At 62.1% G+C, this 16,665-nt stretch carries 11 protein-coding genes; 4 read left to right on the forward strand and 7 right to left on the reverse strand.

Features of this window, described 5'->3' with window-relative positions; translation table 11 throughout:
• Positions 1 to 21: 21 nt before the first annotated feature.
• On the reverse strand, positions 22 to 807 hold the full coding sequence (gene folP, locus ACI2KA_RS09215) for a dihydropteroate synthase (RefSeq protein WP_404501322.1): 786 nt from the start codon (positions 805 to 807) through the stop codon (positions 22 to 24).
• Between the two features lie 179 nt (positions 808 to 986).
• Between folP and ACI2KA_RS09220 the strand changes: the two genes are divergently transcribed.
• A complete protein-coding gene (locus ACI2KA_RS09220) occupies positions 987 to 1,613 on the forward strand; it encodes a DUF922 domain-containing Zn-dependent protease (protein WP_404501324.1) in 627 nt (208 codons plus the stop codon).
• A 308-nt stretch (positions 1,614 to 1,921) separates the two neighbouring features.
• Here ACI2KA_RS09220 and ACI2KA_RS09225 read toward each other — a convergent pair whose 3' ends face one another.
• Positions 1,922 to 2,242 (reverse strand): 2Fe-2S iron-sulfur cluster-binding protein, encoded by a 321-nt coding sequence (locus ACI2KA_RS09225; RefSeq protein WP_404501326.1) that lies wholly within the window; start codon positions 2,240 to 2,242, stop codon positions 1,922 to 1,924.
• A 130-nt stretch (positions 2,243 to 2,372) separates the two neighbouring features.
• The gene (locus ACI2KA_RS09230) at positions 2,373 to 2,741 is read right to left on the reverse strand and encodes an Hpt domain-containing protein (protein WP_404501328.1); all 369 of its coding nucleotides are present in this window, start codon (positions 2,739 to 2,741) and stop codon (positions 2,373 to 2,375) included.
• A 478-nt stretch (positions 2,742 to 3,219) separates the two neighbouring features.
• On the opposite strand from ACI2KA_RS09230, the gene ACI2KA_RS09235 reads away from it, so the two are divergent.
• Positions 3,220 to 9,603 carry a hypothetical protein gene (locus ACI2KA_RS09235; protein WP_404501329.1) on the forward strand — a complete coding sequence of 2,128 codons (6,384 nt, stop codon included), beginning with the start codon at positions 3,220 to 3,222 and terminating at the stop codon, positions 9,601 to 9,603.
• A 110-nt stretch (positions 9,604 to 9,713) separates the two neighbouring features.
• Here the strand turns inward: ACI2KA_RS09235 and ACI2KA_RS09240 are convergent, their stop codons facing one another.
• Positions 9,714 to 10,631 carry a PhzF family phenazine biosynthesis protein gene (locus ACI2KA_RS09240; protein ID WP_404501894.1) on the reverse strand — a complete coding sequence of 306 codons (918 nt, stop codon included), beginning with the start codon at positions 10,629 to 10,631 and terminating at the stop codon, positions 9,714 to 9,716.
• Between the two features lie 304 nt (positions 10,632 to 10,935).
• Between ACI2KA_RS09240 and ACI2KA_RS09245 the strand changes: the two genes are divergently transcribed.
• Positions 10,936 to 11,709, forward strand: a complete 774-nt coding sequence (locus ACI2KA_RS09245) for an NAD kinase (RefSeq protein ID WP_404501331.1) — start codon at positions 10,936 to 10,938, stop codon at positions 11,707 to 11,709.
• A 21-nt stretch (positions 11,710 to 11,730) separates the two neighbouring features.
• Positions 11,731 to 12,231, forward strand: a complete 501-nt coding sequence (locus ACI2KA_RS09250; RefSeq protein WP_404501333.1) for a hypothetical protein — start codon at positions 11,731 to 11,733, stop codon at positions 12,229 to 12,231.
• A 28-nt stretch (positions 12,232 to 12,259) separates the two neighbouring features.
• Here ACI2KA_RS09250 and ACI2KA_RS09255 read toward each other — a convergent pair whose 3' ends face one another.
• The 3 genes from ACI2KA_RS09255 to ACI2KA_RS09265 all read right to left on the reverse strand — a co-directional run bounded on the left by ACI2KA_RS09255 (position 12,260) and on the right by ACI2KA_RS09265 (position 16,480).
• The gene (locus tag ACI2KA_RS09255; protein ID WP_404501335.1) at positions 12,260 to 12,730 is read right to left on the reverse strand and encodes a hydrolase; all 471 of its coding nucleotides are present in this window, start codon (positions 12,728 to 12,730) and stop codon (positions 12,260 to 12,262) included.
• A 71-nt stretch (positions 12,731 to 12,801) separates the two neighbouring features.
• Positions 12,802 to 13,933, reverse strand: a protein-coding gene (prfB, locus tag ACI2KA_RS09260; protein WP_404501337.1) for a peptide chain release factor 2 whose coding sequence is annotated in 2 segments (ribosomal slippage) — positions 12,802 to 13,863 and positions 13,865 to 13,933 — 1,131 coding nt in all. Because the reading frame shifts where the segments join, the coding sequence is not laid out codon by codon here.
• A 99-nt stretch (positions 13,934 to 14,032) separates the two neighbouring features.
• Positions 14,033 to 16,480, reverse strand: a complete 2,448-nt coding sequence (locus ACI2KA_RS09265) for a penicillin-binding protein 1A (protein ID WP_404501339.1) — start codon at positions 16,478 to 16,480, stop codon at positions 14,033 to 14,035.
• Positions 16,481 to 16,665 lie beyond the last annotated feature (185 nt).

The following is a 16,665-nucleotide window of genomic DNA, read 5'->3' on the forward strand; positions in this document are numbered from 1 at the left end:
GGCATTCCGGCACTCGTTGATCTACGCATCGGCTCTCACCGAGGCTTTGGCAAGAACCGCATCGGCGATTGCCAGCGCATCGCGCGTCGCTGCGACATTATGCACGCGAAAAATCGAAGCACCCGCAAGTCTCAGGATCGCCGTCGTCGCCGCCGTTCCGATATCGCGTTCTTCTGCCGCATCCCGGCCCGTCAGCGACCCGATGAAACGCTTGCGCGACGTGCCTGCCAGAACCGGCAGGCCAAAAGCGGCAAGCGCACCGAAGCGCGCCATCAGCTCGACATTTTCGCTTTCATCCTTGGCGAAACCGAAACCGGGATCGAGCACCATGGCGTCACGGGCAATGCCCGCATCCCCGGCGATCGCGAGCGAACGGTTGAGGAATTCGAACTGGTCCTCGATGACGTCGGCACGCTTCTGGCGGTCGCGGCCGGTATGCATGATGCAGATGCCGGCGCGGGCGGCGGCAACCACGCCCGCCATTTCCCCGTCTTTCTGCAAGCCGAAGACATCATTGACGATATGCGCGCCTGCGGCGATCGAAAGCCTTGCCGTCGATGCGCGGTAGGTATCGACGGAAATCAGCACGTCCGTCTCGCGGCGCAGTTTCTCGATAACCGGCAATACCCGGTCCTGTTCTTCCGCCGCCGTCACCTCGGCGGCGCCCGGCCGGGTGGATTCGCCGCCGATATCGACGATGTCCGCGCCCTCTTCCACGCAGGTCAGCGCATGGGAAAAGGCCGCATCGACGGCAAGATAACGGCCGCCATCGGAAAAGGAATCGGGCGTGGCATTAACGATGGCCATAATACGGCCACGCCCATCAAGTTTCAGGGAGCGACCATGGGCCGCTTGCCACGCGTTGCTGCCGACTGTTATCACGTAACACGCGCCTTTCGGGAATAACGGAGTGTTATGCCAATTCTTATAAGTTCCGCTCCGCCTATGCAGCAAACCTTTTTCAAGTTCAACCGGAAGGCCGGGTCATGACCAAATCATCACGTGCTCTTTGCGCCGCTCTTGCCGGCGCACTGGCACTTTCCTCCTCCGCGCCGGCTTTTTCGGAGACCATTGTCCGCAAGACCTATTCCTATTTTTCGATCACCGGCAAAACCGCCGCCGACCTCGACCAGCAGCTTTCCAGGCACGGCCCGCTGACGCGCAATACCGGCGCGCGTCATCCCGGCGCGACCGAGATCAAATTCGGCGGCGAACTCACCTATGTCGAAAAAAATGGCCAGTGCAGCGTCGGAACCGCCAAGGTGCTGCTCAACACCCGTATCCTGCTGCCGCGGTGGAAAAACCGCCGCCGCACGACGGCGGAACTGGCTTTCATCTGGGATACGCTACTTGCCGATATCAAGCGCCATGAGGAGCGGCACGCGGAAATCGCCCGGACTCATGCCCGGTCGCTCGAAACACAGCTGAAGGCGCTTCGTCCACAGAAGAATTGCGAAACCCTTCAGGACATGGTCGGCAAGATCACCCAGACGGTAATGGACGAACACGACAGGGATCAGCTGCGTTTCGATGTGGTGGAATCGAAAAATTTCGATGCCCGCATGACGAGGCTTTTGAAGAACCGGCTCGAACAGGGGCAAAACCAGCGCTGAACGGCCTCTCGCCGCGCCTCCCGCAAATCCAGGCAATATAAGGGGCATGACGTTACGTCATGTCCGAACTCACCCGTGACTTCTCGTCATGGTGCCATCGCCGAGACTCATTGTAGCTTGTTCACATGGTTTTGATGGTCATGGCCCGCAGCGGGCATGGCGCTTGAAGCCATCTCCGGTTCTCCCGGTGCGCGCTTGAGGGCTCGCAGGTGTTTCCTCCCTCGCCTGCATGCTGCGTACCCGCCTCGCCCCGCTCTCCGCTACCAGGTGAGCGGGGCTTTTTCTGTCTCCGGCAACGCCGTCCGCGATCAGCCCTGGCGTTCGGGAACGTGAACGACGAGACCGTCAAACTCGTCGCTCATCTTGATCTGACAGGAAAGACGCGAGGTGGGGCGGACATCGAATGCGAAATCCAGCATGTCTTCTTCCATCGGTTCCGGCCCGCCGACGCGCTCCGCCCAGGCGTCATTGACATAGACATGACAGGTGGCGCAGGCACAGGCACCGCCACATTCCGCATCGATGCCGGGAATGGAGTTGCGCACGGCATTCTCCATAACGGTGGAGCCGTTGCCAACGTCAAGTTCATGGGGCGTGCCGTCGAAGGCAACGATGGTCAGTTTTGTCATGCCGGAAATCCAAAATGTGATCTAAGAACTGTTCTAAACACATAGAAAGGCCGGTCCGCCTTGGCAACCCGCTTCAAGGGCACAAAGGCTGAACCGGCCTTGCAAAATGGCGGATTTGACGGATTACGCTTCAGCGGCAGAGCTTGAGGATGAAGTTTTCCGCCTCGACAATGGTTGCCGCCAGCCTGGCGATCGCCGCGCTGTCCTTGCCAATCTCCTCCACCGTCGCAGCGGCCGTCGAGACGGCGGATGCGCCAACGGCCTGGGCGGCACCCTTCAGGCGGTGGGCGGTCGCCCGCACTGCCTTTTCGTCGGCGCCGGCCATGTCATGCAGGGCCGCGCGGGCGTTACGGCTGAACAGCTGCAGCACCTCGATCTCCAGATCCTTGTCACCCATCGTTTGCCGGGCAAGGTGATCGAAATCGATCGGTTTTTTACCGGCGGCTGGCGCGCCGCCGCAATTGTCGGGAGCTTCGAAAGCAATACTGACCGCTGCCATGGGTGAAATTCCTGTCTCGCCGTTTCCTGTTTCGTGTCACATCTGTGTCGTATTCAGGCATTCAAACCGGTGCTATCGGCTTAAATTACGGCGTGACGCGGGCGAAAATCTTCTGCTATGGTTAATTTATGTTAAACTTATGCGAAACAAGGCGTTCAGCGTGAAACTCAGGTTTAAAAACTGTTAAAAAGCCGACACTTCGCCACCGCCGCAAATCCGCATTAATTGTTTCGAACACCTAAATGTGTCACTACGGTACTGCCGTTCCCTCAGGGCTTAAGCACAAGCTTTGTTATTGCGGCACAGTGATGTAATTTCGCCCGAAAGCTGGACCACCAGCAATTCGGGATTTGGTAAATGGCGGAATTGTTCTCTCTTGAGGGATGATATTCCGCCGGCATGATGGCGGCAGGCCGCTTGCGCTTTGCAAGTGGTCAACGGCATGAAGCCGGGCGTATGTGTAACGAGGCGTAACCGCATGGCGAACAACAAGATCAGCGACTCTGTCGACGAGACTGCATTTCAGGCGTTGGAAGACGCCCTGCAGCTCGGTGCTTTCGAAGAAAAGCCGGAATCGCGGAAAACCGCAACGCCAAAGCAGCCGGAGGCCAGATTGAAGGAAGCCAGCAGACAGACCCCTGCTCCCGATGCGGCGCGCGCGCCCGTCGAACAGGCGCCCAAGTCGCCCAATCTGGAAGCGGCCAATGACGGCTCCAAGCGCAGCCCGGCCATGATCCTGAAATCGCTCGAAGGCGGCTCCATCGGCGGCGCGATCAGGAATGCGACGATCATGTCCGTGATCTGGGCGCTGGGCGGTCTCGGCGTCGCACATCTTCTTTATGGCAACGCGCTCTGGAACATCGCTTCGCTTGCCGACCTCACCGCCATTCCCGGCCTGATGGCGATCGTCGTCGGCATCCTCGTGCCCGTCATGCTGTTCTTCGCCTTCGCGATCATGATGGCGCGCGCCCGCGACCTGCGCAACGCCGCCCGCTCCATGGCTGAAGTCGCCCTTCGCCTGGCCGAGCCGGAAACCGTCGCCTCCGACCGCATCATGTCCGTCGGCCAGGCGGTTCGCCGTGAAGTTTCGGCCATGAATGACGGCATCGAGCGCACCATTGCCCGTGCGACGGAACTCGAAACGCTGGTCCATTCCGAAGTCAACGCGCTTGAGCGCAGCTATGCCGACAATGAATTGCGCGTGCGCAGCCTGGTGCAGGAGTTGACCGCGGAGCGTGACGCCATCGTCAACCATGCCGAGCGCATCCGCTCCTCCATCGTCGGCGCGCAGGAACAGATCAAGGAAGAACTGTCCATCGTCGGCGAAGAGCTTTCGATGCGGATCGCCACGACAGGCGAAGCCTTCGCCTCGATGATCGACACCCGCTCGGCCGCGCTGCTGGAAAAATCGCGCGCTTCCACCGAAGCGATGGGCAGCCTGATCGCCGCCAAGACCGAAAACCTGCTTCAGGCGCTGAACTCCTCCGGCTCGACGATTTCCAACGAATTCGACATGCGCCTGCATAATCTCACCTCGACGCTGGACGAGCGCGGTGAAGTGCTGCTCGAACGCTTCGCGATCCATGCCTCGACACTGGACAGCGGCGTGGAAAGCCTCAACAGCGCGCTTGAGGAACGCACCCGCCAGCTCAACGAGACGCTGTCCACACGCACGCTTGAACTCAACCGCAACATCGAACGCGGCCAGCAGATCATCGGCGGTTCGCTGGATACGGTTCTCGACAAGCTTTCGACGACGCTTGAGGAAAAAGGCCTCTCCTTCCGCCAGAGCCTGCAGAGCACGGCCGACGACGCGATCATGGATCTCGATCTTCGCTCCGGCCTTTACGAAGAACGGTTGCAGGCGACCGTCGGCCAGGTCAATTCCGCCTTCGACGAGCATGTGGCGGAATTTGCCAGCGCCTTCGACCAGCGCGCCGGCAGCCTCGACAGCAAGCTGATGGAAAGCCTCGCCCGCATCAACGAAACCGTTGCCGGCGGCTCCGAAGCGCTCGACACCATGCTGAACGCCGGTCTGGAGCGCATCGGCACCACCATGACCGATCAGTCGCTGGCACTCGCAACCGCGCTGGGCACGGGTCAGGAAATGCTGGAAAGCGCCCTTGAAAGCCGGACGCAGGCCTTCAGCGACGCGATCGGCCAGCGCACCGCCGAAATCACCGATGCCTTCACCAATTCGCACGAGAAGATCGACGCCGTGCTGGCGGAACGCAGCAACGCCCTGTTCGGCGCGCTCTCTGCCAGTCAGAACCGTTTCGACGAGGCGCTTGCCAGCCGCTCGCTGGCGATTACCGGCTCTGTCTCCGGCACGGCCGAGCGCCTTGCCGCGATGCTCGACGAACGCGCCGCCGCGATCAACAGCGTCGTCGCCGATGTTGAACGCCGGCTTGCCGAAACGCTCGAAACCCGGGCTGCAGCCATCACCGGCGCGGTTTCCGGCATCGAGGACCGTATTTCCGATACGCTGGAAAGCCGCACGGCCGCCCTGCACGATGTCGTCTCCGGCGCGGAAAGCCGTATCGCCGATACGCTTGACGGCCGCACCGCCGCTCTTTCCAGCGCGATTTCCGGTGTCGAGGAACGCATCGCCGACACCATGGACAGCCGCACCCTGTCGCTCGACATGACCTTCGCCAATGTCGAGGAACGGCTTTCGGAGACGCTCGACAACCGCACCTCCGCCCTCACCGGCCTTGTTGCCAGCGCCGAAGAGAAGATCGCCGGCGCGCTCGACAGCCGCACGGCCACCTTCGGCGACGTGGTTGCCGGCGCCGAAACCCGCATCGCGGAAACGCTGGATGGCCGCACCGCAGCCCTCAATGCCGTCGTCTCGGGCGCCGAGGAACGCATCGCCGATGCGCTCGACAGCCGCACCATGGCGCTCGACATGGCCTTCTCCGGCGCAGAGGAAAAAATCACCGAAGCGCTCGACACGCGCACCGCAGCCCTCGGCGAACTGGTGGCAGGCGCCGAGACCCGTATTGCCGGCGCACTCGACAGCCGCACCGATTCGCTGAAGACCGTCGTTTCCGGTGCGGAAGAACGCATTACCGATGTGCTCGACAGCCGTACCATGGCGCTCGACATGAGCTTCTCCGGCGTCGAGGAAAAGATCGCCGATATTCTCGATGGCCGCACCGCCGCGCTGCACAATGCGGTATCCGGTGTCGAGGACCGCATCGCCGGCGCACTCGACAGCCGCACGGCCGCCCTCTCCGGCATCGTCGCCGGTGCGGAAGAACGCATCGCCGATGCGCTCGACAGCCGCACAATGGCGCTCGACATGACGATTTCGGGTGTCGAGGATCGGATCGCCGAGGCAATGGATGCGAGAGCGTCGTCGCTTTCGCTTGCCGCCGCCGGCGTCGGCCAGCGCCTCGAAGCAACCGCCTTCACGCTCGAAAACGCTCTCGCCAGCGGTCACGAGCGGCTGGAAACCATGCTCGGTTCGCAGGCCGAACGCATCGCCGGCTCGCTGGAGCGCAATAGCGGCCTGATCGAGCAGAGCGTCTCGGGCGCGGCCAACCGCATCGAAAGCGTCGTGGAAGACGGCAGCAGCCGTTTTGCGCAGACGGTGGAGGAAGGCGTCTCCCGCCTCGAAAGCAATCTGTCGCAATCGCATGAGGACATCCGTACCGCGCTCGACCAGCGCCAGGCGGATCTTGCCGCAACGCTCAGCTCCGCCACCACGCAGATGGGCGACATGCTTTCTGAACAGGCGATGATGATCGGCACCACGGTCGCCTCCAGTGCCAGCATGCTCGAACTGTCGCTGGAAACCCAGCAGGAAACGCTGCAGAAGGCGATCGACACGAGTGCTGCGACGCTGGAAGAACGTTTGCGCAACGGTGCCGGCGATATCGCCGTCAAGATCGGCGAAGCCGCCCGCGAAATCGGCGGGGCGACCGACGCACTCTCCTCCAAGATCGAGAGCTCGATCGGCAATGTCACCACCCGTCTCGACGAGACCGGCGCCCGGATCGAGACGTCGCTCGACGCCCTGCAGACCCGCGTCGGTGGCGATCTGGCCAATGTGAACACATCGATCGAGGATGCCGGCCGCCGTTTCGCAGAGGCGCTGGACGACAAGACTGCCGCCTTTGCCCGCACCAGCGACGATGCGGCGGAGCGGATCACCGGCATTCTGGACGAGCAGACCACACGCGTCGCGGATACGTTCGAAAGCCGCACCAACCGTCTGGCCGAAACCTTCGATACCGGCGCGGCCCGTATCGACGAACGCCTCGGCACCATGGACCGGGCGCTGACGATCGGCCTCGAAAACGTCAACCGCACCATCGAGGGCAAGGCCAGCGATCTTGCGGTGAGCCTGCGCGGCGCCGTCACCTCCGCCACCCAGAACATCGGCGACGAAGCCGCCCGTTCCAGCGCCCTTATCGCGAAGACCGGCTCGGAATTCGCCGAACAGGTGCAGGCGCAGAACGAAGCCTTCACCAAAGCCATCGAGGAGCGTTCCGGCGAGATCGTCAACCGCATCTCGGATGCGCAGACGCGCCTTTCCGGCCAGGCTGCCGCCGTCGCCCAGACCTTCTCCGAAGCGGGCAACATCATCGTCAGCAAGGTCGCCGAAGCCGAAGCCGTCGTGCGCTCGCAGGTCGGCGTCATCTCCGAGACGCTCACGGGTGTCGAATCCGCCCTCGACGCACGCGGCGAATCCATCCGCTCGGCGCTGGACAACCGCACCCGCGAACTCAATTCGATGCTGGCCAGCCGTTCCGCCGAACTGTCGCGACTGATCGAGGAAAAGGCCAAGCCGGTCGTCGACGAATATGCCACCATCGGCCGCGAAGCCGCCGAGAAGATCGTTTCTGCCGCCCAGCAAAGCGCAGATCTTCTGTCGCAGAGCAACAGCGGCATGGTCGGCATGGTCGAACAGGCGATCAACGATTACGCCAATGCCGGCACGGATGCGGCGAGCAAGCTCGTTGCGGCCACCCGCCAGAGCACCGACATGCTGTCGCAGACGCACACCGCCATGGCCGACGCCGTCGAACAGGGTATCGAGAAATATGCCCGCTCGGGCAGCGATGCGGCCAACAAGCTGGTTGCCGCCACCCGCCAGAGCACCGACATGCTGTCGCAGACCCATGACAGCATGGCGGAAATCGTCGAGCAGTCGGCTTCCAACTTCAACGCCGCCGTGGAGCGCGCCGCGCAGGAATTCGGCACGGCCGATGCCGCGCTGAACGCATCGGCGACCCGCTTCTCCGACAGCGCCTCGCAGGCCGCCGACATGGTCTCCAGCTCGAGCCGTCTGCTGGAAGGAAAGATCGACCGCCTGTCGAATATTTCCGGCCAGACGCTGGCGCAGGTTGCCGGCATCGTCGGCCGTTTCGAGGAACATTCGAAGGTGCTGAGCCAGGCGTCCGAACTGCTCAATGCCGCCCAGTCGAGCCTCGTCGGCACGCTGGAGGAGCGTCAGGACGCCCTGCGCAGCCTGTCGGTCGGCCTCGTCAAGCGCTCCGAGGAAATCGAAAGCGCCATGCGCAACGTCATCGGCGTGGTGGAAACCACACTCAACGAGGCCGAAGAGCGTTCGCAGAACGTCGCCGGCAATCTGCGTGACAATCTGCAGGCATCCTTCTCCGATATCGGCCGTTCGCTCGATGAGACCGAACAGCGCGCCCGCTCGGCGGCACAGACCATGCGGGGCGCCCTGCTCTCCGCCGGTCAGGATGCCAGCCGCTCGATCGAAAGCACGCTGTCCGACGCGCAGAAATATTCCGACGAACTGGTCAGCCGCCTGCGCGGCGGCGTCGAATCGTCGCTTTCCGAAGTGGACAACCTGCTGGGCAGCGCCTCGGAAAAATCCAACGCCGCCGCCGCCAACCTCAAGGAGACGCTGCGTCAGGCCGTTGAGGAAGCCGTCAGCCGTTTTGCCGGTGCGACGGACGAAATCCGCCGCTCCAGCCACGATATCCGCCGCGAGCTGGATGCGACCCGCGCCGAACTGAAGCGCGGCGCATTCGACCTGCCGGAAGAAGCCAAGGAAAGTGCCGCCGCCATGCGCCGCGCCGTTTCCGAGCAGATCAAGGCCCTGCAGGATATTTCCCATCTTGTCGGCCGTTCGGCCCACCAGATGGAAGTCTCCGAACCGGTTGCCCGCGCCATTGCCGCAACCCAGCCGGTAGCCGAACGCCGAGTCGAGACGCGTCCGCAGCAGCCTGCGGCAGCCGCTCCGGTGCCGCAGCGCCCGGCGCAGCCGCAGCCCGCCCCCGCGCCGGCCGCATTGCGCGGTTCCCTGCCGCTTGAAAACCGCCAGGTCGAAAACCGGCAGACGGAAAATCGTCAGGCGCCCGCACCCGCTCAGCCGGTTGCAGCAAACCCTGCCGGTCGTCGCGAAGAAGGCGGCGGCTGGATCAGCGATCTGCTGCGCGGCGCCTCGCGTGACGGTCAGGAAGCCTCTGCCGCTTCCGCTCCCCGCGCAGCGGCCGAACAGCAGCCGACCCGTGCGGCAGACACCCGCAATCCGCGGCACATGGTGGAATCGCTGAATTCGCTCTCCGTCGACATCGCCCGCGCCATCGACCACGATGCCTCGGTGGAACTGTGGCGCCGTTACCAGCGCGGCGAGCGCGACGTCTTCACCCGTCGCCTCTACACGCTGAAGGGTCAGACGACCTTCGACGAGATCAAGCGCAAATATGAGCGGGAAGCGGAATTCCGTACCGCCGTGGATCGCTACATCACCGATTTCGAGAAGCTGCTTGCCGACGTGGCCCGCACGGACCGCGACCGCACCGTCACCCAGTCCTACCTCACCTCCGATACCGGCAAGGTCTATACGATGCTTGCCCATGCGGCGGGCCGGTTCAACTGAACCGAAAGCGGCTGAAACAAGAAAACCCCGGTCCAAGGCCGGGGTTTTTCTTTTTGATGGCCGGCTGTTTCGTCACGCCTTAACAACGTGAACCATCCGGTACGTCAAACTCAAATCTCGAACGTTCCCGATGCGACGCGTATGGCGTGGCCGCCGATGCGGGCGCGGGCGATTTCGTTGTCCTTGATATCCATGCGCAGGTGGATGTGGGAGGGTCTTTCCATCTCCACGCCCTGCTCTATCAGAAGCGGATGGTGGCCGTCCGTCAGACCGTCGAAATGGTGGATGGCGCCGGACAGGGCGGCGGCGGCGGAACCGGTGGCGGGATCTTCCGAAATCCCCATATCCGGGGAGAACATGCGGGCATGGAACTTCGCCGCATGATTGACGCCGCCGCGACAGTAGATATAGGCGGCCGCCAGGCGTCCTTCGACCAGCGGCGCGGTGCGCAGCCACAGATTGGCGTCGAAATCCATGTCACGAACCGTGGCGATATTGTGCAGCGGCACCATCAGGAACGGCACGCCGGCCGTCCAGATTGACGGCACGTGATTTTCAAAACCGAGATGCCCCTCGCTGACGCCGAGCGCATCGGCAAGAGCAGCGTGATCGAGCGGCAGCTCGACGCGCGACGATTTGCGCGGCAGGTCGAATTCGGCGAAGCTGACCGCGCCGGCGCGCATCTTCACCGCGCAACGCACCGGCCCCACCTGCTCCTCCAGCACACAGACCATGTCGATATCGTCATCGCCGTCCTTGCGATTGCGCTCGGCGATCGCCACGGCTGCGCCGACGGTCGGATGGCCCGCGAAAGGCAGTTCGCCCGATGGCGTGAAAATGCGCAAGGAAGCCGCATGCGCCGGATTGGTGGAACGGTTGACGAAGACCGTCTCGGAGAGGTTCATTTCCCTCGCAATCGCCTGCATCGTGGCCTGGGGAAGGTCATCGGCGTCATACATGACCGCCAGCGGATTGCCCGCCATCTTCGTCTCGGTAAAGACATCGTAGATATCGTAGTTCAGCACCAGATGCGTCTCCTGCCACTCGTCATTCCGACTGCCTAGGCAAACTGCATCAGGCTGCCGCGCATCGCAACCCTTGTCGGCGGGCGCCTGTCAAGAAGCTGTGGACCGGACCAGTCCCGGCGGCCGGCGAAGAACGCCTGCGCGTCCGAAAGGCCTTGTCGCCAGCGGCCGTCTTCATGTACCAAGGTGAGGTCTGGCGGCTTGCTCTCGAGTTCTTCTTCAAGAATTCGGGATTTCAAGCCGCTTCAACGGGTTACAGCGCCTTGTGCGGACCGGTGCCGGTCCGCGCCGTTGTCGAGGGAAGCGGATGTCGCATTCTACCTATTCACTGTCCTTCGTCGCATCTGCAACCGAGGAGGCGCAAAGCGCGCTGAAAGAGCTGAAAAGCGTCTATGGTGATACGCCCTTCGAAGAAGCGGACGTGATCGTCGCGCTCGGCGGCGATGGTTTCATGCTGCAAATCCTCAACGAAACGATGAATTCCGGCAAGCGGGTCTATGGCATGAACCGGGGGTCGGTCGGCTTCCTGATGAATGACTACCGGATAGACGGTCTGCTTGAGCGCATCGCCGTTGCAAGCGGCAATGATTTCCATCCCCTGCGCATGACGACGACGGATTCCGACGGCGATGAGTTTACAGCGCTCGCCATGAACGAGGTCAGCCTTTTCCGGCAATCGCACCAGGCCGCCAAACTGCGTGTCGAGGTGGACGGCAGGGTGCGGCTGGAAGAACTGATCTGCGACGGCATGATGGTGGCGACGCCGGCAGGATCAACCGCCTATAATTTCTCCGCCCATGGCCCCATCCTGCCGCTGGAATCGCCGCTTCTGGCGCTTACCCCCGTCAGCGCGTTCCGCCCGAGGCGCTGGCGCGGTGCTCTTTTGCCCAACAAGGTGACTGTCGACATTCATGTTCTGGAACGGGACAAACGCCCGGTGAACGCCGTGGCCGACCATACGGAGGTGAAATCCGTTCGTCATGTCCGGATCGCACAATCGCAGGACAGGACAGCGCGAATCCTGTCTGATCCGGACCGCTCCTGGTCGGACCGGGTTCTCGCCGAACAGTTCAACAATTGACGCTAACCCCTCATCAAGGCCATGCAAGCTAGAAAATCGATCCTCGCCGCCCTCATTCTCGCCGCCGCCGTGCTTCCAGCACGGGCACAGACAGCAGCAATCGATACGCTGCCCGTTTCGGCGATATTCGTTGTCAGCAGCGGCATGTGGGAAGACCGGAACCTGGAGCCGCGGGAAGGCGCTGACGGCCAGTTGCGGCCGCCGCCGGCATCGCCCACGCGTGGTTATTACAAGGTGATCGCAATCCGCCAGGGTGACGGGACGGCCAAGATTTACCTGCAGCGCATCGCCTTTACGGCGGATGGACCCCATCTCCTGGAAAATGTCGAGCTGGACGAGTTCAACCAGATGAAGTCCTACGTCACGGATATTCGTCCCGAAAGTTCGAACGGCGCGTCCACGTCACCCGGTCTTTTCGTGACCGTCTATCTGAAAACGGACCCGATGGCCAAGGAGGCCGAAAGCTGGACGATCCTGATCGACGAGCTCGGCGAGATGAAGATCGAAAAGGCCTCGAACTGATCGAACCGGAAGCGCCGATGCCGCATGGCTACCCGTTTATCTGATGCGGGCCGGCCAGAACCGCGCCGAAATGGTGTTTCCATAGTCTTGCCCCCAGCTCGCCGCTGCGGTCGAGGCTGGAGCCGACGGTCAGCCATGGCAGCAAGGTGGGATGCAGCCCGGCATCGAACAGGGCAAAACCGGCCGCAAGCACGCAGGTATCGGCCTGAATGCCGCAGACCAGCACCCTGTCAGGCTCAAGAGCCAGGAGATGGTCGATCGCTACCTTTGGCGGGGCATAACCGTGCTTGATGAAGAGGCGATCCGCCGCAACGAGCGACTCGTCATCCCTGCCCGGCTTCCAGCCCAGTTGCCGCTCGAAGGGTGTTACGGTCTCATCATGACGCTCGACGGTGGCAATGCTGGGCATCGTCTTTGCCAGCGCCGATATTTCGGCCACCAGCGAGGCCGGCGGATTGAAGCTCGGCTGGACGTCGACGATGTAGAGCACCTGTTTCATGCCTGTCCTCCAACGAAAAACCCCTCGCAATGGGCTTGCGAGGGGCGATTTCCCGATCGACGCAAAGCGTCTTAGTCGATATCCGCGACTTCCACGTCCGCGCCACCGCTGATGCGATGGGCAAGCGCGGCTTCCATGAACTCGTTCAGGTCACCATCCAGCACGTTGCCGGGTGCGGTGCTTTCGACGCCGGTGCGCAGGTCCTTGACCAGCTGGTAGGGCTGCAGAACATAGGAGCGGATCTGGTGACCCCAGCCGATATCGGTCTTGGATGCCGCCTGCGCATTGGCCGCCTCTTCCCGCTTTTGCAGTTCCACCTCATAGAGGCGGGCGCGCAGCATGTCCCACGCCTTGGCGCGGTTCTTGTGCTGGGAACGCTCCTGCTGGCAGGCAACCGCAATACCGGTCGGAATATGCGTGATGCGCACGGCCGAATCCGTCGTGTTGACGTGCTGGCCGCCAGCACCTGACGAACGATAGGTATCGATACGGCAATCGCTTTCATTGACGTCGATCTGGATCGAATCGTCGACCACCGGGTAGACCCAGACGGAAGAGAACGACGTGTGGCGTCGCGCATTGCTGTCATAGGGCGAAATACGGACAAGGCGGTGCACGCCCGATTCCGTCTTCAGCCAGCCGAAGGCATTGTGGCCCTTGACGAGGATCGTCGCGGATTTGATGCCGGCTTCTTCGCCATCGTGCACTTCGAGCACTTCGACCTTGAAACCTTCGCGGTCGGCCCAGCGGGTATACATGCGCAGCAGCATGTTGGCCCAGTCCTGGCTTTCCGTACCGCCGGCGCCCGAATGCACTTCGAGATAGGTGTCGTTGGTGTCGGCCTCACCGGACAGCATGGCTTCCACCTGACGGCGGTTCGCCTCGCTCTTCAACGCCTTCAAGGCGTCTTCGGCGTCCTTGACGATTTCCTCGTCGCCTTCCATCTCGCCAAGCTCGATCAGCTCGATATTGTCCTTGAGCTGCTGCTCCAGCGCCTTGACGCCATTGATGCTGTCATCCAGCTGCTGGCGCTCGCGCATCAGCTTCTGGGCTTCAGCGGCATCGTTCCAGAGGGTCGGATCCTCTGCCTTGTTGTTCAACCAGTCCAGTCGTCTTATCGCCTGGTCCCAGTCAAAGATGCCTCCTCAGCAGGCTTATGGCCTGCTTGATTTCGTCGACGACGTTCACGATTTCATTGCGCATTTCGCTGGTTCTTCACCTTCATTGAAACTCGTTGCTCAAATAAATGCGGGGGGCGTGGATGTAAAGACCCGCGCCCCCCGATGGTCCCGGAACTTGACTTCAATAAAGACCGCCGCCGCCGCCGGTGATGGCCTGTTGCGCCTGCGGTGAGGTCTTCAGAATATCTTCCTGCGACATGTAATCTTCCGCGCCGATGACCGAGAAGCTGGAAGCGGGACCCGTACCCGGCTTGAAGGCCTCCATGATGGTGTCCGGCTCGCCCTCAACCGCCGCCATGCCTGTCTTGCGATTGACGGCAATGAAGTTCATGCCGTTCGGCACGATGAACTTGCTCGGCTCCATGTGCTTGGCCGCATCGGCGATGAATTCGCCAAAGATCGGCGCAGACAGCGAGCCGCCGGTGCCGCCGCGGCCGAGAGGTGCGGGCGAATCGAAACCGATATAGAGGCCGGCGACCATGTCCGGCGTATAACCGACGAACCAGGCGTCCTTTTCATCGTTGGTGGTGCCGGTCTTGCCGGCAACCGGCAGATCGACCTTGATCTTGCCCGCCGCCGTGCCGCGCTGCACCACGCCTTCCAGCATTGAGGTCGTCTGATACGCCGTCATCGGGTCGAGAACCTGCTCGCGATTGTCGACGATCACCGGCTCGTCCTGGTTCTGCCAGCTCGTCGCATTGCAGCCTTCGCAGGCGCGCTCCTCATGGCGGAAGATGGTCTTGCCGTAGCGGTCCTGAATGCGGTCGATCAGGGTCGGCTTGATCTGCTTGCCGCCATTGGCGATGACCGAATAGGCCGAAACCATGCGCATGACGGTGGTTTCACCCGAACCGAGCGACATGGACAGAAGCGGCGGCATCTTGTCGTAAATGCCGAAACGTTCGGCATATTCCGCCACCAGATTCATGCCCATGTCCTGCGCGAGACGCACGGTCATGAGGTTACGGGATTTTTCGATGCCGAGACGCAGGGTCGACGGACCGGCGGAACCGCCGCCGTAATTCTGCGGCTTCCAGACCTGACCGCCGGAAACCACCTCGATCGGCGCGTCGAGAATGACCGATGCCGGCGTATAACCGTTGTCCAGCGCCGCCGCGTAGATGAACGGCTTGAAGGAAGAACCCGGCTGGCGCATCGCCTGCGTGGACCGGTTGAATTCCGACTGCGCATAAGAGAAGCCGCCGACCATGGCCAGAACGCGGCCGGTATGCGGGTCCATCACCACCATGCCGCCCTGCACTTTCGGCGGCTGGCGCAGGCGGTATTCATTGCCGGAATTGGCAAGCGGCTGCGCGTAGATGACGTCACCGGCGGCCAGAACGCCGACCGGCGACTTGGCGGTCGCTTTCTTGCCCGTCGCGTCGCGATAGGCCCAGCGCATGTTTTCCGCGGAGATATGGCCGCGGGTGCGCTTGTCGCCCTCTTCCGTTTCCGTATCCGCCTGCACGCCGATATCGACGCCATCGGCCGCAACCGCGAGAACCACGGCGATCTTCCACTCCGGAACGTCACGCAGTCCCTTGACCTTGGCGAGCGCCGCCGTCCAGTCGCCGGTCGTATCGATCTGCTCGACGGGTCCGCGGAAACCGCGACGCTCGTCATATTGAACCAGACCGTCCTGAAGCGCCTTGCGCGCCTCCATCTGGATTTGCGGATCGAACGAGGTGCGGACCGAAAGCCCGCCTTCGAGAAGCGCTTCCTCACCGTATTTTTCAACGATCTGGCGGCGGACTTCCTCGGCGAAATAATCGGATGCGAAAATATGGGCGCCGCCGCGGCGCAGATTGACGCCGAGCGGCTGCTTCTTGGCGTCCGTTGCATCGTCCACGGTGATATAGCCATTTTCGGCCATACGGTCGATCACCCAGTTGCGGCGCTCGAGAGCGGCCTTTTCACGACGGATCGGGTGGTAGTTGGCCGGCCCCTTGGGCAGCGATGCGAGATAGGCGGTCTCGGCGATCGTCAGCTCGGTCACCGACTTGTTGAAATAGGTGAGCGCCGCACCGGCGATGCCGTAGGAATTCAGGCCGAAAAAGATTTCGTTCAGATAAAGCTCGAGAATCTTGTCCTTGGAATAGGTCTGCTCGATGCGGAAGGAGAGAATGGCTTCCTTGAGCTTGCGGTCGATGGTCTGGTCGTTGGTCAGCAGGAAGTTCTTCGCCACCTGCTGTGTGATGGTGGAGGCGCCGACCGGACGGCGGCCGGAGCCGAGATTCTGGATATTGACGAGAATGGCGCGGCCGAGGCCGAAGACGTCGACGCCCGGATGGTTGTAGAAATTCTTGTCTTCCGCCGAGAGGAAGGCCGCCTTCACCCGGTCCGGAATGGCCTGGATCGGCAGGAACAGGCGTTTCTCATGGGCGTATTCCGCCATCAGCGCGCCGTTGCCGGCGTGCACGCGGGTCGTGACCGGCGGTTCATAGGTGCTCAGAACTGCGTAATCCGGCAGGTCTTTCGTCACGCCGTGCAAATAAATTGCACCGGCGGCGGCGGCGCACAGGAAGAGCACGCTGGCCAAGCCGAAAAAATATCCAATCAGTCTGATCATACCAAGCTACCGATAATTCGAATCGTAACCATCAACGCCCGACGATATACGGGCGCATCCTTGCATATCGCGTGCCGTTTTGCACACCATACCTTCGATGACAAGCCGGATCGGGCAGCATTCTCCGATATGTTACCGAACCAACCGCCGCAAATCGCGCTCATGCCGTTTTGCGGATCGCCACC

The organism is Agrobacterium sp. NPDC089420, from assembly GCF_044900305.1.
Classification (GTDB): domain Bacteria; phylum Pseudomonadota; class Alphaproteobacteria; order Rhizobiales; family Rhizobiaceae; genus Agrobacterium.

What these genes read in the sequence shown, in the direction of transcription:
- ACI2KA_RS09265 (WP_404501339.1), bottom strand. Translation starts at nt 16,480, where the DNA reads ATGATCAGACTGATTGGATATTTTTTCGGCTTGGCCAGCGTGCTCTTC.
- folP (WP_404501322.1), bottom strand. Translation starts at nt 807, where the DNA reads ATGGCCATCGTTAATGCCACGCCCGATTCCTTTTCCGATGGCGGCCGT.
- ACI2KA_RS09225 (WP_404501326.1), bottom strand. Translation starts at nt 2,242, where the DNA reads ATGACAAAACTGACCATCGTTGCCTTCGACGGCACGCCCCATGAACTT.
- ACI2KA_RS09245 (WP_404501331.1), top strand. Translation starts at nt 10,936, where the DNA reads ATGTCGCATTCTACCTATTCACTGTCCTTCGTCGCATCTGCAACCGAG.
- ACI2KA_RS09220 (WP_404501324.1), top strand. Translation starts at nt 987, where the DNA reads ATGACCAAATCATCACGTGCTCTTTGCGCCGCTCTTGCCGGCGCACTG.
- ACI2KA_RS09235 (WP_404501329.1), top strand. Translation starts at nt 3,220, where the DNA reads ATGGCGAACAACAAGATCAGCGACTCTGTCGACGAGACTGCATTTCAG.
- ACI2KA_RS09250 (WP_404501333.1), top strand. Translation starts at nt 11,731, where the DNA reads ATGCAAGCTAGAAAATCGATCCTCGCCGCCCTCATTCTCGCCGCCGCC.
- ACI2KA_RS09255 (WP_404501335.1), bottom strand. Translation starts at nt 12,730, where the DNA reads ATGAAACAGGTGCTCTACATCGTCGACGTCCAGCCGAGCTTCAATCCG.
- ACI2KA_RS09230 (WP_404501328.1), bottom strand. Translation starts at nt 2,741, where the DNA reads ATGGCAGCGGTCAGTATTGCTTTCGAAGCTCCCGACAATTGCGGCGGC.